General features: G+C 43.8%; 15 protein-coding genes. 2 read left to right on the forward strand and 13 right to left on the reverse strand.

Annotation, left to right across the window (positions count from 1 at the left end):
- Positions 1-34 precede the first annotated feature (34 nt).
- From U5K35_RS01260 to U5K35_RS01285, 6 genes are all read right to left on the reverse strand, one after another.
- A complete protein-coding gene (locus tag U5K35_RS01260; RefSeq protein WP_322569657.1) occupies positions 35-2,131 on the reverse strand; it encodes a serine hydrolase in 2,097 nt (698 codons plus the stop codon).
- A gap of 155 nt (positions 2,132-2,286) precedes the next feature.
- Complete coding sequence (locus tag U5K35_RS01265; RefSeq protein ID WP_322569658.1) at positions 2,287-2,796, reverse strand: hypothetical protein; 510 nt, start codon at positions 2,794-2,796, stop codon at positions 2,287-2,289.
- 118 nt (positions 2,797-2,914) lie between these two features.
- A complete protein-coding gene (locus tag U5K35_RS01270; RefSeq protein ID WP_322569659.1) occupies positions 2,915-3,199 on the reverse strand; it encodes a hypothetical protein in 285 nt (94 codons plus the stop codon).
- 103 nt (positions 3,200-3,302) lie between these two features.
- The gene (locus U5K35_RS01275; protein WP_322569660.1) at positions 3,303-3,989 is read right to left on the reverse strand and encodes a hypothetical protein; all 687 of its coding nucleotides are present in this window, start codon (positions 3,987-3,989) and stop codon (positions 3,303-3,305) included.
- A gap of 95 nt (positions 3,990-4,084) precedes the next feature.
- On the reverse strand, positions 4,085-4,420 hold the full coding sequence (locus U5K35_RS01280) for a type II toxin-antitoxin system PemK/MazF family toxin (protein WP_322569661.1): 336 nt from the start codon (positions 4,418-4,420) through the stop codon (positions 4,085-4,087).
- A complete protein-coding gene (locus tag U5K35_RS01285) occupies positions 4,414-4,671 on the reverse strand; it encodes an AbrB/MazE/SpoVT family DNA-binding domain-containing protein (RefSeq protein WP_322569662.1) in 258 nt (85 codons plus the stop codon). The genes U5K35_RS01280 and U5K35_RS01285 overlap by 7 nt, the downstream gene beginning before the upstream one ends.
- 481 nt (positions 4,672-5,152) lie before the next feature.
- On the opposite strand from U5K35_RS01285, the gene U5K35_RS01290 reads away from it, so the two are divergent.
- Positions 5,153-6,307: an RtcB family protein gene (locus U5K35_RS01290; protein ID WP_322569663.1), complete on the forward strand. Its 1,155-nt coding sequence runs from the start codon at positions 5,153-5,155 to the stop codon at positions 6,305-6,307.
- Positions 6,308-6,509: 202 nt separating this feature from the next.
- Here the strand turns inward: U5K35_RS01290 and U5K35_RS01295 are convergent, their stop codons facing one another.
- The 7 genes from U5K35_RS01295 to U5K35_RS01325 form a co-directional block, all read right to left on the reverse strand.
- The gene (locus tag U5K35_RS01295) at positions 6,510-6,842 is read right to left on the reverse strand and encodes a DUF86 domain-containing protein (RefSeq protein ID WP_322569664.1); all 333 of its coding nucleotides are present in this window, start codon (positions 6,840-6,842) and stop codon (positions 6,510-6,512) included.
- A complete protein-coding gene (locus U5K35_RS01300; protein ID WP_322569665.1) occupies positions 6,832-7,137 on the reverse strand; it encodes a nucleotidyltransferase domain-containing protein in 306 nt (101 codons plus the stop codon). The genes U5K35_RS01295 and U5K35_RS01300 overlap by 11 nt, the downstream gene beginning before the upstream one ends.
- Positions 7,138-7,308: 171 nt before the next feature.
- On the reverse strand, positions 7,309-7,767 hold the full coding sequence (locus U5K35_RS01305) for a GNAT family N-acetyltransferase (protein WP_322569666.1): 459 nt from the start codon (positions 7,765-7,767) through the stop codon (positions 7,309-7,311).
- 21 nt (positions 7,768-7,788) lie between these two features.
- Complete coding sequence (locus U5K35_RS01310; protein ID WP_322569667.1) at positions 7,789-8,679, reverse strand: patatin-like phospholipase family protein; 891 nt, start codon at positions 8,677-8,679, stop codon at positions 7,789-7,791.
- A gap of 142 nt (positions 8,680-8,821) precedes the next feature.
- Positions 8,822-10,027, reverse strand: coding sequence for a P1 family peptidase (locus tag U5K35_RS01315; RefSeq protein WP_322569668.1), 1,206 nt, complete (start codon positions 10,025-10,027; stop codon positions 8,822-8,824).
- Positions 10,028-10,361: 334 nt separating this feature from the next.
- A complete protein-coding gene (locus U5K35_RS01320; protein ID WP_322569669.1) occupies positions 10,362-11,255 on the reverse strand; it encodes an MBL fold metallo-hydrolase in 894 nt (297 codons plus the stop codon).
- Between the two features lie 12 nt (positions 11,256-11,267).
- Positions 11,268-11,645 carry a co-chaperone GroES family protein gene (locus U5K35_RS01325; RefSeq protein ID WP_322569670.1) on the reverse strand — a complete coding sequence of 126 codons (378 nt, stop codon included), beginning with the start codon at positions 11,643-11,645 and terminating at the stop codon, positions 11,268-11,270.
- A gap of 169 nt (positions 11,646-11,814) precedes the next feature.
- Between U5K35_RS01325 and ggt the strand changes: the two genes are divergently transcribed.
- Complete coding sequence (gene ggt, locus U5K35_RS01330; protein WP_322569671.1) at positions 11,815-13,560, forward strand: gamma-glutamyltransferase; 1,746 nt, start codon at positions 11,815-11,817, stop codon at positions 13,558-13,560.
- Positions 13,561-13,574 lie beyond the last annotated feature (14 nt).

Below are 13,574 nucleotides of genomic sequence, written 5' to 3' on the forward strand. Positions count from 1 at the left end.
AACAGGCGAAACATTTGAAGTTTCGCCCTTCAGTTTAATTGAGTGATGGCAATATATATTTTGGTATCATTTGATTCGGGGGAGTACTTTTACCGTATAGTTCATATGAATTATAATTTCCTCCGGTAAAAACTGTGACCATATTGAATTCAGGCCAAATATTTATTTTTTGACCTCCATTACCAGAGGTCATATATGAGTTATATTGCTTCCCATCTATAGCAAAGTATTTGTGTTCCCAAAGGTAGCCAAACTCGGAAGAATGTTCTTTAAATGTATTTTGCACCCAGGCTTCAGGAAGAATTTGCTTTCCATGCCATTTGCCTTCATTCATGTACATTGTTGCAAGTTTAACCAGATCTCGCGGTTGAAGATACATTTGACTAAACGTTTGTCGGCTTGAGGAATCAGGATCAAATCGCCAATCGTAATGGGTGATCCCCATAGGCTTAAAGAGATGTTCATCTGCAAATTCTTCGAGAGTTTTGTTGGTTGCAATCTCAACAAGACGACCTAAAGTTAATGCTGCGCCTGTGCAATAGGATGGGGTTTTGCCCGGCTGAGTAACCACCGGTAGATCAAGGGTGTACTTCACCCAATCGCTGCTTTTCATCATCTGTTGCTCATTACCGGTACTTTCCGGATCGTTGTTTTCACAATCCAACCCGTGGCGATAGGTTAAAAAGTTCTGAATAGTAATACTTTTTTTCTGGTCACTCATATGATCAAAACTCTCATATTCATCCTTGAAGTAAGGCAAGAGTCGATCCTGCTCGCTGTCGATGGCGCCAGCTTCTATGGCTAACCCCACAAGTGAACCGATGAGCGCTTTAGTAGCTGAACGCAGTTGATGCTCGGTATTTCTGTCATATCCATAAAAGTATTCTTCAAGCACCAGCTTCCTGTCCTTGTAAATCAAAATGCTGTGAACATCGGGATGCTCACCTTTAATGGTAGCTACAACCATTTCTTTAATACGTTCATCCTTTTTGAAAACACTGTTGATATGTCCGGTTTCAAGGCCATCATTCGTTTCCTCGGGAGTCTGGTAAACATAACCCTCAGGATGATCAAACAACTCTACACGTGGATACATCACCAATTTTGTAATATCAGTTGTGATCAGCTCAAAGGGTTGCCCATCAACCGTATAGCTTGTGATGTCACCCTGATCATTTCTTTGAAAGATCACGGGGGTATCCTGAACATTGGAAAAGGTATCCGCCGCAACATGAAATAATGGATACTTAGCGTTCTCAATAACGGCATAAAGCGTAGTGTCCATGGGTGAAGCCATTATTTTTAATGTTGATCCGGAGAGATAGTCATATTTGCCTTCATATTTTAAAAGCTGCTGGTATGATTTAGATGCTTGAGTTTTGTTTTGCATCGGTATCAACTCCATTTCACAATATGGACACGCTTCACCTTCATGGAACGTCTCATTTGTTTCATGGGCTTGACAATCACATGGAGGGCAATAAAATAATGACGTCTCTTGACCTGATGCTGAAAAATTAATGGCAAGAAATAATAGTAAAATTGAAATCACTTTTGAAACCGCTGTTTTTTGGGATCTCAAAAAAGGAATCGCAAGAGGGTAATAGCATTTTTGGGTATTCAACACAGATATGATATTCCCCAGTATTACTATAACCACAAACGGAATTATAGAGATAAATAAAAAGAAGCCGTAGCCCTGAATTGTAACCAGGCCAATGAATGAAAGCGCAAAAAGAAGGGTCATGGTAATCTGAAAGTTAACGACAGTTCGTCCATGGCGTTCGTATAGAGGATTATCCTCACGTTTATGAATCCAAATAAAAAGCGGGATCAGAATATTGAACAGGGGGATTCCAAATCCCAAAAGCGGAGTACCGTGCAAAAGTAAGAGCCATTTATTTTGAATGGCTTCCTCCTTGGGATTTTCCAGATTCAGCAGGTCATCCACCTCAATTTCAAGTGCTGCAGCCAGGAGTTTCACGGTCTGCAAATGTGGATTCACATCTCCTTTTTCAATTCGTTGAATAGTGCGTACGGTAACAGATGTTTTCCCGGCAAGTTCTTCCTGTGTATATCCTTTTAACTTGCGTTGATACACCAGATTTTTTGACAATGATGGATTTTCCATAGGTCGATTTAATTTCAGTAAACATATCAAAAGAAATCTACCATGAAAAGCCGGACATTGTTACGACAGCAAGGTGTCACCTTTCTGTCTTTTATTAATCTTCTACTTTTTAACAACTTGAGAGGATGAATTTAAAATTAAAAAGCCACATAATGTTACTCCTCAGGCGCGGCCTTTAGGGCGTCGCCTGCAGGAGCTTGTTCTGTCTCTTTTCTTCTGAACATGGATCGAAACGGCGTGTACATGATAGCAAGCAAAGCTGCACCTATGGCTCCAGTTGGTATTGCATAAAAAGGAATGATCAAAAATGCGATTGCGGTGGTTGATGACACGTGTTCATCTGTGTAGTAGGGGCGCTGAGCCATCCACGAGCCCCAGAGAATCATAGCAAGAATACCAATCAGACCCCCAGCAAATACAGGGAGCACGTAATCATTGAACTTGCTCTTCGAGAGGATGACAAGGATGACTCCGATTACCACATAGGGCACTAATCTGAATGCTGTGAAGAACAGATACCCGAAAAGCGTGAAATACTCGAATGCATCCCTAAACCCTTCGGCAACCGTATATCCACCAACTTGAACGGCAAGAGCCCACTGCACTAGGTTTTCGTTGACGAGGAGTGCGGTCAAGAGAAGCACATGCAAATACCAGGATTTCAATATGGTTTTCATCTATTGTGATAGTACGTGGATATGTGGCGCGGCGCGTTAGCGGCATTGACACTACCGACGGGTTCACGCCAAACCTTTTTATAGGTTAAAATTCAATGGTGTCAAATTACGGGCCATGATACTCACCAATCGCAAACACTAAAATAATGAACAAAATAGGAAATCCCAGTAATACGTTCTTTAAATTCTCTTTCCCCTTCGGAAGCTTTAGAGCGGTCGCAAAAGAGAGTATGGCTGCTAGGCACCAAAATGGAATCGGAATATCGAGTATTAAAATATACCCGAGTGCTTCGGCGAATCCATCAGGACCAAGTACAATAAGCATGGCTCCAAGCCAAATCATAATCAACGCGGATGCGATAGATGATAGGATAAAGTATGTTTTTTTCATTCTTTTGGTGAACGGTTTGGCGGCTAAACGGCGAGGCGAACAATTTTACTAAAGATCCGAACCATAAACTCGTCCGTTTGAGCCGTTGGTAATGAAAAATAGTCTAAGGGTATTGAAAAATCTCGGTTTTTTTAAAATCCTCCCCATCCCAACTATACCGTATTGCATTGCCTTTTAACCAACTGTTATCTAAATCATTTACTCCCATATTTTCATGTACCCTCCAATAAATATCGTTTCCTTCTTTCTCAAATGTTATTGATAAGCTGATATACTGAGAATATTCTTGAATAAGTTTGTCAGGTGTATTCTGTTTTGTAAAATCATCTAAGCCTAAATCGGTCGGAATTTTGGTCAAAACTTTTTTCAGAGAGTCATTATCAAAAATGAAAAAGTTTATATCTGCCTGAACAAATTCAACAGGTGTACCTGCTACTCTTGAAATTCCAAATAAATAGTCTCCAGCATTTAGATTCCACCTTTTTAACTCAAACGTATTAAATCCTCTTTGCCCGGTTTCAAATGACATAGTAGCTTTCATATAATCATTTGTTGATTCTACCACTCGGTAAACTTGAATATAATTCTCGTCGTTATCCTCAGGATAGAATTTATTTTCTGACAAGAGTTTATCTCTGTCCTTCGAAGTAAGATTGTTAAAGTACTCTTTGGGAAGAGCTTCTAAAAATTCTTCTACACTCTGAGAATAGACATCACAAACAGAAAGAATGAATACGCAAACAGTAAATATGATATATTTAGTCAAAGAAATTGATTTCAGATTCTGCATAACGGTTTGGCAAATAAGCGGCACGGATAAGTCATTGAATGTAAGTTACTAAACGCAAACGTGACTGTTTGATTTGCATTGTTAAGCGGGTGAATCTACGGTGCAAAAATTTCCTGCAACACACTAAGTGTTTTCTCCTCTGCTGTCTTACTGATTGAACCAATATTTTTGATCAAACGACTTTTATCAACGGTACGAATTTGATCGAGAACAATCTGCCCTTTTTTGCCTTGAAACGTGGTAGTAACACGCGTTGGATAGTTTTTAATTGTAGAAGTCATGGGGGCGATAATAACGGTTCTGATATGTTTATTCATTTCATTGGGCGAAATAATTAAACAGGGACGAGTTTTTCGGATTTCAGATCCTTTTGTAGGATCCAGTGAAATCAGATGAACTTCAAATCTTTGAACCGGTTTCCTTTCTACCATGTCCACTCAGCTTCATCCCATTCGGATGGTTCTTCAATTTCTTTTTGATCCAATAGGGCATCATCACTGTGTTCAGCCATTTTTTCGAAGGACGCTTCCCAACCCTTTCGGGTTGTTTCTGCAGAGCGAAGAACAATTTCATTGTCTCTGAGAATCATCTCGATTTCTTCGGTAATTCCACTTTCTTCAATCAGAGGCTTAGGAATTCGCACACCCTGGGAATTCCCAATACGAATTATTTTTGTTTTCATGGCTTCGACGTTGTGAGAATTAATACTTTAATATAATTACAATGTACTTACATTTCAACGATAGGAGAGAGGTTTTATTGAGCCACTTAACATATAATTACACGACAGAACCCAACCTGTCCTGCCTGTCGCAGAATATTTGTTTTTGATGTTAGTAGCAATTTATGACTGTTATCAGGAAGTTTATGCGACACGGTTGTTCCGGTCAATATCTGATAACCGTAGAAAACGATACTGTAATTAAGCCGTTACCTTCTCTTCCTCGTACATCTTATAGTGGGTTTCATCCATACCGAAGGCAGCTTAGGTTTTTTTAGTGTTAGCATTCTATTTCTCCCCATGAAGCCGGAAGTTTCAGGTGTCCGCCCGCTCTATCTATGGCCATCACCCTGATTGTGAGTAAATCATTTTACCCACTTTCGTGTTTATACAATGAGGCCTCTAGGGTAGATAATCTGCCTGATAAACTGACGATTCTATTATGGAAAAAGTAATTACCACCGAACGTATACCGATTAAACTGTGGCTTGATGACATAGAGGAGGGTGCCCTGGAGCAGGCGAAAAATCTGGCAAATTTACCCTTTGCCTATAAATGGATCTCCATCATGCCCGATTCTCATCAAGGGTACGGAATGCCAATTGGCGGGGTGCTGGCTACAAAGGATGAGATCATTCCAAATGCTGTGGGTGTTGATATCGGATGTGGAATGTGCTCTTTGCGAACGAACTTTGAAGAGATAGAAAAAAGTGATCTCAAGAAAATAATGGGGATCATCCGTGATACGGTTCCGGTCGGCTTTAAACACCATTCTGAAAAACAGGATGAAAAATGGATGCCTGAATCAGACAAGAATCTGCCAATCGTTAAGCAGGAGTACGAAAGTGCCAGGAGCCAGGTGGGCACGTTAGGCGGCGGTAACCATTTCATAGAAATTCAAAAAGGATCTGACGGCCATATATGGATTATGATTCATTCGGGATCCAGAAATATTGGATACACGGTTGCCCAACACTACAATGAGAAAGCAAAAGAAATGAATGAACGAGCATCCGGTGAGGTGCCCAAAAATTTATCGTTCTTTGCGCGTGGAACAGATGAGTTTACGGACTACATGAATGAGATGAATTACTGCATTGAGTTTGCGCTGAACAACAGAAAACTAATGATGGAGAGGGTTAAAATTGCTTTTGCAGAGGTGTTACACGACGTGGAGTTTTCCGGTTTTATAAACAAACCTCACAACTTTGCCTCTTGGGAAAACCATTTCGGGGAAGATCTGATTATTCACCGGAAAGGAGCAACGAGAGCAAGAAAAGGAGAGCTGGGGATGATTCCGGGCTCTCAGGGTTCGAACTCTTATATAGTAAGAGGGAAGGGAAATTCAGAGTCGTTTGAATCCTGTTCACATGGTGCCGGCAGGGTGATGAGCCGAACCCAGGCGAAAAAGACTCTGAATGTTGAAGAGCAAACCAAAAGCATGGAAGAACGAGGAATATTACATGCAGTCAGATCAAAAAGTGACCTGGACGAAGCACCGGGTTCCTACAAGAACATTGAAGAAGTGATGAACTATCAAACCGACCTGGTTGATATTGAGATAGAACTGAAGCCCCTGGCAGTGATAAAAGGCTGAAATGTCAAAAAGCGTGATTTACTTGATTTCGAGCTTAACGGCATTGCGCATAAGGGGGCGTGCAAAGTCGTATTGAAATTGTTTTAAATGTACTATGGAAACTGAATAAATCGAAACCGGCAGTCAATGGCGAGGCACGCCCCGTTTAATGTGCGTGTTATACAGCCATACAAAAGTAGAGCTATCAAAACCTTTAAATAGATCAATAATTTTCGACCTTATCTAACAATTCCGGAACTCGATTTACGGCAAAATCCCACATAGCAGCTTCATCAATAATATCATAACCGTGAGCAATAATATTTCTGAAGTCGATAATTTTGCGATATTCCGGAATCTTCTCGGAAAGTGCTGCTTCTTCAATCCGGGATAATCTGTACAGTGCTTCTCCGATGATTTCAAATTCTCGTTCAATGGCAAGTTGGAGCATGCGATCTTCCTGAAAATCTCCAAAGCTTTTACCGTCGATAAAAACCATTATCTCTTGACATGAAAGGCTGATGTCGAGAAGTAGCTTTTTGGTTTTATGCGGCATAAAGCAATTCTTTGGAGCGCTCTACTTCTTCCTGAAAAATAGCATTTCTGAACTTTTTAAGATGATATAGATCAACTGACCGACCATAGATTTGCTCGAGCCCCTGCTTGAAATCAATGAATTGATCAAATGCTCCTTCGAAGCCTCGACGATTAAACTTAACAATGAAATCAAGATCACTGTCTTCAGAAAAATCATCGGTTGTGGCAGACCCAAATAGGTATAGCTCTTTTACATTATACTTTTTGCAAAGCTTCTGAAGCTGTTCAGTTTTAAGATCCAATTTAGGTGCCATAAGACCATCAATTAATTATTTGCTGCTACAAATTTAACTAAAACTGACTCATTTTTCTATTGACTTAAAAATGAATGGAAGTTAAGGCAAGATAAACAGCGAGTTTATGCGACGCGGTTGTTCCGATCAATGTCTGATAAAAGTTGAAAAGCGACACTGTAGATAAGCCGTTTACTTCTCTTCCTCATACATCTTATAGTGGGTTTCATCCATGCCGAGGGAAGCGTAGGTCTTTTGTGCGTTTGTATTCTCTTTCTCCACATAGAGACGAAATCCGCAGACGTCCGGCTTATCTTTTGCCATCGCCTTGATGGTCAGATACATCGTTTTGTAAACACCCTGCCTTCGGTATTCCGGAATCACATACACGCTCTGGATCCACCAGAAGAGCCCGTTGCGCCAATCGCTCCATTCGTAAGTGATCATCAGCGAGCCCACTACCTTGCCCTCCGATTCAGCCACTATGTAAAAACCATACTCAGGCTTTTGGAAAAGTCCGTTTACGCCCGGCTCAATCTCTTCTCTCTTGAGTGTTTTGTTCTCCGTCTCCATCGCCATTGCGATGTTGAACTGAATAATGGATTCCGCATCTTTAGGGGTGGCTTTGCGTACTTGAAATGTCGTGTTCATGGTAGACAGCTTTTCGTAGATTTACTGTTTCTGTTTTATAACGCTTTTGCAGGCTTCCTTGCCAATTTCATATATCCGTTTTCCCTGATTAAAATCAAATACACCACAGGCATTTCGGGGGATTTCAATAAGGTGATCAGGTTTATACAACTCTATAATGAGCTCTGTAAGACGGTCTTGCGTAAAGCTAAAGGAACTGTCCATAAGTTCGATCAGAGAAAAGGATTCTTCCTCGGCGGGCAACTCAGATTTAGCTTTGGTTTTACGGTTCGATTTCATCGCGTCGGGGAGAATTTTATCGAACCAATTTTGTATCTCTTCCAGCTTATCGGGAGAGGGAGGTTTATCATATTTAGGATCAGCCTTTCCGTTTAAATTAACAGCAACGATCTCAGCATCATCTTTTTTCTTTACCAAGTTAATGGGAAGGGGATTCAGTACACCTCCGTCTACCAGTACCTGTCCATTTTCAACCACGGGGATGAAAAAACCGGGCATAGAAACCGAAGCCCTTAAAGCTTTATAAAGATCCCCCTTTTTAAAATGCACTTCACTGTGTTTTCGCATATCGGTGGCTACAGCAGTAAATGGAATAGGAAAGTCCTCAATTTTTTCTTCGCCCGTTACCTCCACATGTTTGGCAAAAAGTTTTTCACCTTTTACAAATCCCTGCTTTGCAAAGGTAAAATCCAGCAGATCAAATACATCTCTTTTAGAAAGACCCAGGATCCATTTTTTATATTCCGGGAGATGCCCTGCTGCGTAAATGCCACCTACCACAGCACCCATCGAGCATCCGATCACTTCAATAATCTCGTATCCGGCTTTTTGCAGCTCTTCAATGACTGCTATGTGAGCAATTCCCCGGGCACCGCCGCTTCCCAAAACCAAATGGACTTTCTTTTCAGGCATTTCTTGGCAAGATTATTTTCAATTTCAATTATCTCAATATCATATTAAAGAATTACCGTTCAACCAAAATAGAAAAGGAAAATGGCTATATCCCTAAAAAACAGGGATTGAAGTAGTTACAATACATAATGTGCTCATTTGATTACTGATTTGCACCATACTTCTCCAGAATCTCCATCACTTCATCAATCGGCAGGGCCTTCTGGGTTCTTCCCTCATTTCCCTGCATCGTTTCGGCCATGAAGAGGGAGTTCAGGATCGCCTCTTCGGTCGCTTCAACGGCAGCCAGAAAAAGCGGACTCATCGCGTTATTATCCAGTTCGGTGATTTGCCTCGTTGATCCCTGTTCGTCCAGATTGTTTCGAACATCAGGATGAGTGGAGAAGGCGATCACGTAGTCACCGCTTCCGTTGGATGCAAATCCGCCTACCCGCGCGATGCCCATTATCGCACGTTTGGCCAATCGCTCCAGGTTTCTTGAGGTGATGGGCGCATCAGTCGCGACAATAATCATAACCGATCCGTCCACATCAAAATCGTAGCCATCATTTTCCGTTAGACCTTTTGCCAATAAACCTGTCTGACCGCTTGGAGCGGTCTGACGTGTAGAGAGATAGTGATTCTCCAGCTCTTCACCGACCGGAGCTCCGTTCACCGTCAAAATTCCGCCGAAGTTGGACTGCACCAGAACACCAACCGTATATCCGCCGCGATTCTCAGGAAGCTGACGTGAGGAGGTGCCGATTCCTCCCTTGAAACCGAGCGCGCGCGTTCCGGTACCGGCGCCCACATTTCCTTCTTCAACCGGGCCCGATTCTGCAGATTCAATCGCCGCATACACATCTTCCGTATCCACAACCCGCGCCCTGATGTCGTTCAGCCAGCCGTCGTTGGTTTCCCCGACCACAGGATTAATCGACCGTACATTTTCATTCCCGGGCTGATTCAGCATATAGTCGGCCACTCCGTGTGCCGCGTTGAAAATGCTGAGAGTATTGGTAAGGGCGATAGGGGTTTCCAGCTCTCCCAGCTCCCGTACCTGCGTGAACCCGAGTGCTTTTCCGAATCCGTTGCCTACATAAACAGCGGCGGGTACACGGTCGCGATAAAGGTTTCCATCATGGGGAAGAATGGCCGTCACTCCGGTTCGGATGTTGTCGCCTTCGATCAATGTTTGATGACCCACCTTCACACCCTCTACATCGGTGATGGCGTTCCATTGGCCGGTAGGGAGAATTCCGGGATGGATACCTAGATCACGCACACGTTCGCGCTCCTGTGAGTGGGCCGGGGTTGATAGGAGAAATAGAATAGTGAGGGCTGAGAGGAGAAGGTTGAACTGTTTCATGAATCAGCGGTGGTTGTGAGGGTTGAAATGGAAGAATGATTTAAAATAATCAATCGACTTTAACAAGCATAGTGAACTCTTGATTAGCCACGGAAGCACGGAACCATACTGAAATTCTGTGCCTTCCGTGTTTTCGCTTCGCGTTCAGAAAATGAGCGTGGCAGAAATGACAACTACCGCAACTTAGTTTTTAAAGTCAGTATCACAGCTTTCTCCGCGGCAGCACTCATCGACGTTGATACCGCAGTTTGCGCATTGTCCGTGGCCGTGCACCCACACGATCTGAGCCGGCTGTCCGCAGTAGAGGCACCGCGCCAGGTTTGAATCCGTTGATTTATTCTGAAGTGAGTTCTGCATATGCGGCTTCAATATTGGATTGAAGAGAAAGTCGTGCTCCGGCGCTTTGATGATTTGGGAATTCATCAAACTGATCAATTTGTGTCAGCTCTTCGAGAGAGTGTCCGTCCTGAAGGCCCTGCTCGGTATATTCATACAGCTTGGATAAATAGTCGCGCATGTAGAGAATATCCGCCCGGTTACCGGAAACTCCGTACTCCCGGTTGGCATGACCAAAAATAAATCGCGTGTCTGAAGCGGATTCATCTGCAACGGTTTCCAGTGTAGTGATCCAGTTCTGAATCGACGCGCCGCCTTCAATATCAATAAAGGGATACCAACGGTTGAAAATCAGATCGCCCATGTGGGCTATATTTGCATTTTCAAACCAGATAACGGAATCGCCGCCGGTATGGCCGGGTCCGTAATGTTTGGCAGTCACGGTCTCGTCACCGGAAGTTACAGTCAGCTCATCACTGAATGTGCGGGTAGCGGCAACAACATTCTGGCCGTTTGAACCGGCACGTTGAAGTTCCGGCACATTTTCATGAGCGATGATTTCAAAGTTATCCGACTGAAAAACCCGGTTACCCGATACATGATCGCCATGGTGATGCGTGTTGAACAGATAGCGTGTTGTGCCGCCTTTCCCGAAATCGAAAATTCCGGATAAGAAATTCTGAGCAGAATTTTCAAACTGTGAATCAATAACGACGATCGATTCGGATGTGATATGCCAGCCGATGGTTCCGCCTCGTCCTGTAAAGTAACCGACTCCATTTCTGAGTGGATAGAACGGTCCGTTCTGTTTCAGAAGTTTTAAAAATGCAGGTGTCAAAATGGATCCGGCGGTCAAAAGTCCGGCTTGTTTCAGGAAGGATTTTCTGTTCATAACTCGGGGTATTTATTCCAGTTCATGATCGTCCCGAATCAACAGCAGAATGGCTGCATGTGGAATGATCAGGTACTTTTCGTTTTCAAATTCAATTTCGTGAGCCCGGCTTTTCAGAAAGATGGCGAGGTCGCCCTCTTTTGCCTGCATCCCCATATATTTTGTAGGATTGCTCTCTGCTTTCCACGGCTCATCAGCTTCAGAAGATGGGATGGGATAACCCGGACCGGTTTTGATGATATATCCACTCTGAATCTCCTCTTTCTCCTTTACGGTTACGGGAAGAACGAGTCCGCTTTTAGTGTGCGTCTCCATTTCGCGGGGCTTTACCAGAACGCGGTCACCAATAATGATAAATTTGTCTACTGTATTCAGATAGTCCTGAATCATATATCTCTAACCTAAAGTACTTCGTTATGCAGTAATTAAAATAAGGGTAAAATTCAGTCCATTCGGGGAAAGAATCAAATATAATATGTTAGCGTTCAATTATGCCTGTTTGTGAATACGACTGCCCGGTGCTATAATGGAACGTAATGAAAATTAATATAAAATTGATATGACAACGATCGGTAAAAGTTTCTCTGTACTCATCATTTTAATGTTAACAATAGGAATTGGAGTGAACGATATGGCTTATGCACAGGGTGACCGGGAAGCCGGTGATCGGTTTGCGACCCGGTCTGAGGTAATTGCCAAAAATGGAATGGTTGCGGCAAGTCAGCCGCTCGCGGCACAGGTCGGCTTGAACATTCTTAGAAATGGTGGCAATGCTATTGATGCGGCGATCGCAACCAATGCAGCCATGGGGCTCATGGAGCCTACGGGCAACGGAATTGGTGGTGATCTTTTTGCGATTATCTGGCACGAGGAGAGCGGGCAGCTCTATGCGCTCAATGCCAGCGGACGTTCACCACGCGGATTGTCTTATGACCGGCTGATGGATATTCTGGATGAAAAGGGTGAAGATAGTATCCCGTCTTATGATCTGCTGTCTGTTTCTGTTCCGGGCGCCGTGGACGGCTGGTTCACTCTGCATGAGCGGTTTGGCTCGGTTCCGATGAGTGAGATTTTATCTGATCCGATCTACTACGCCGAAGAGGGATTCCCTGTCAGTGAAGCGATCTCTTCTGCCTGGCGACGCAGTGCTAATTTTTTGAAAAGCCAGCCGGGCGCATTTGAGGAGACATTCACCATAGATGGCCGCGGACCGGAGAAAGGAGAGGTGTTCAAAAATCCGGATCTGGGCAACACGTTTCGTCTTTTGGCAGAGCAGGGGCGAGACGCGTATTACGAAGGTGAAATTGCCGAGAAGGTAGACGCCTGGATGAAAGAGAACGGTGGTTATCTGCGCTACGAAGATTTTGCGAATCACACATCACAGTGGGTTGATCCGGTTTCCACAAATTACAGGGGATATGATGTTTATCAGATCGGCGGGAACAACCAGGGCACGGCTGTGCTGCAGATGCTGAATATTCTGGAGGGATTTGATCTGGAGTCTAGCGGATTTGGAACTGCGGAGACGCTGCATCTTTTGGTTGAAGCTAAAAAACTGGCATTCGAAGATCGCGCCAAGCAGTATGCAGATCCGGATTTTCATGACGTGCCATACGACGTACTGTTATCCAAGGAGTATGCGGCGGAGCGTCGTGAGCTGATCGGTGACCGCGCCTCGCGGGACCTTAGCTCCGGAGTGGACGTGATGGAAGACGGGGATACCATCTACCTCACCACGGCCGACAAAGATGGAAATATGGTATCGCTGATTCAAAGTAATTTTCGCGGGATGGGAACTGGTTTTGTTGTTCCCGGAACTGGATTCAGTTTTCAGAACCGGGGAGAGCTTTTCTCACTCGATCCGAATCACCCCAACGTGTATGAGCCCGGCAAGCGGCCGTTTCATACCATCATTCCGGGTTTTGTAATGAAAGACGGAAAGCCACTATTCAGTTTTGGTAATATGGGCGGCGGATATCAGCCGATCGGGCACGTTTCCATTCTGACCAACATCATCGACTTTGGTATGAATATCCAGGAGGCAGGCGATGCACCAAGATGGTCTCATACCGGCTCATCACAGCCAACCGATAGCGCAGATGAGAAATTAACGAGTCCCGGTCAGCTGAGTTTGGAGTCAGCACTAGGGTTTGAAGTCATTGAAGCACTTAGAAATCGGGGCCATCGGGTGCAGATGGGGAACAGTTTCTTTGGGCGCTACCAGGGAATTATGAGAGATCACGAGAAGGGAGTCTGGTTCGGTGCGTCGGAGTCCCGGGTTGATGGTCAGGCTGTGGGGTATTGAGTAACTCAACCTGC

This window comes from Rhodohalobacter sp. (assembly GCF_034521535.1).
Taxonomy (GTDB): domain Bacteria; phylum Bacteroidota; class Rhodothermia; order Balneolales; family Balneolaceae; genus Rhodohalobacter.

Coding starts and splice junctions, on each gene's coding strand:
- U5K35_RS01290 (WP_322569663.1), top strand. CDS start 5,153: ATGGAAAAAGTAATTACCACCGAACGTATACCGATTAAACTGTGGCTT.
- U5K35_RS01305 (WP_322569666.1), bottom strand. CDS start 7,767: ATGAACACGACATTTCAAGTACGCAAAGCCACCCCTAAAGATGCGGAA.
- U5K35_RS01275 (WP_322569660.1), bottom strand. CDS start 3,989: ATGCAGAATCTGAAATCAATTTCTTTGACTAAATATATCATATTTACT.
- U5K35_RS01270 (WP_322569659.1), bottom strand. CDS start 3,199: ATGAAAAAAACATACTTTATCCTATCATCTATCGCATCCGCGTTGATT.
- ggt (WP_322569671.1), top strand. CDS start 11,815: ATGACAACGATCGGTAAAAGTTTCTCTGTACTCATCATTTTAATGTTA.
- U5K35_RS01280 (WP_322569661.1), bottom strand. CDS start 4,420: ATGGTAGAAAGGAAACCGGTTCAAAGATTTGAAGTTCATCTGATTTCA.
- U5K35_RS01320 (WP_322569669.1), bottom strand. CDS start 11,255: ATGAACAGAAAATCCTTCCTGAAACAAGCCGGACTTTTGACCGCCGGA.
- U5K35_RS01300 (WP_322569665.1), bottom strand. CDS start 7,137: ATGGCACCTAAATTGGATCTTAAAACTGAACAGCTTCAGAAGCTTTGC.
- U5K35_RS01295 (WP_322569664.1), bottom strand. CDS start 6,842: ATGCCGCATAAAACCAAAAAGCTACTTCTCGACATCAGCCTTTCATGT.
- U5K35_RS01315 (WP_322569668.1), bottom strand. CDS start 10,027: ATGAAACAGTTCAACCTTCTCCTCTCAGCCCTCACTATTCTATTTCTC.
- U5K35_RS01325 (WP_322569670.1), bottom strand. CDS start 11,645: ATGATTCAGGACTATCTGAATACAGTAGACAAATTTATCATTATTGGT.
- U5K35_RS01310 (WP_322569667.1), bottom strand. CDS start 8,679: ATGCCTGAAAAGAAAGTCCATTTGGTTTTGGGAAGCGGCGGTGCCCGG.
- U5K35_RS01260 (WP_322569657.1), bottom strand. CDS start 2,131: ATGGAAAATCCATCATTGTCAAAAAATCTGGTGTATCAACGCAAGTTA.
- U5K35_RS01285 (WP_322569662.1), bottom strand. CDS start 4,671: ATGAAAACAAAAATAATTCGTATTGGGAATTCCCAGGGTGTGCGAATT.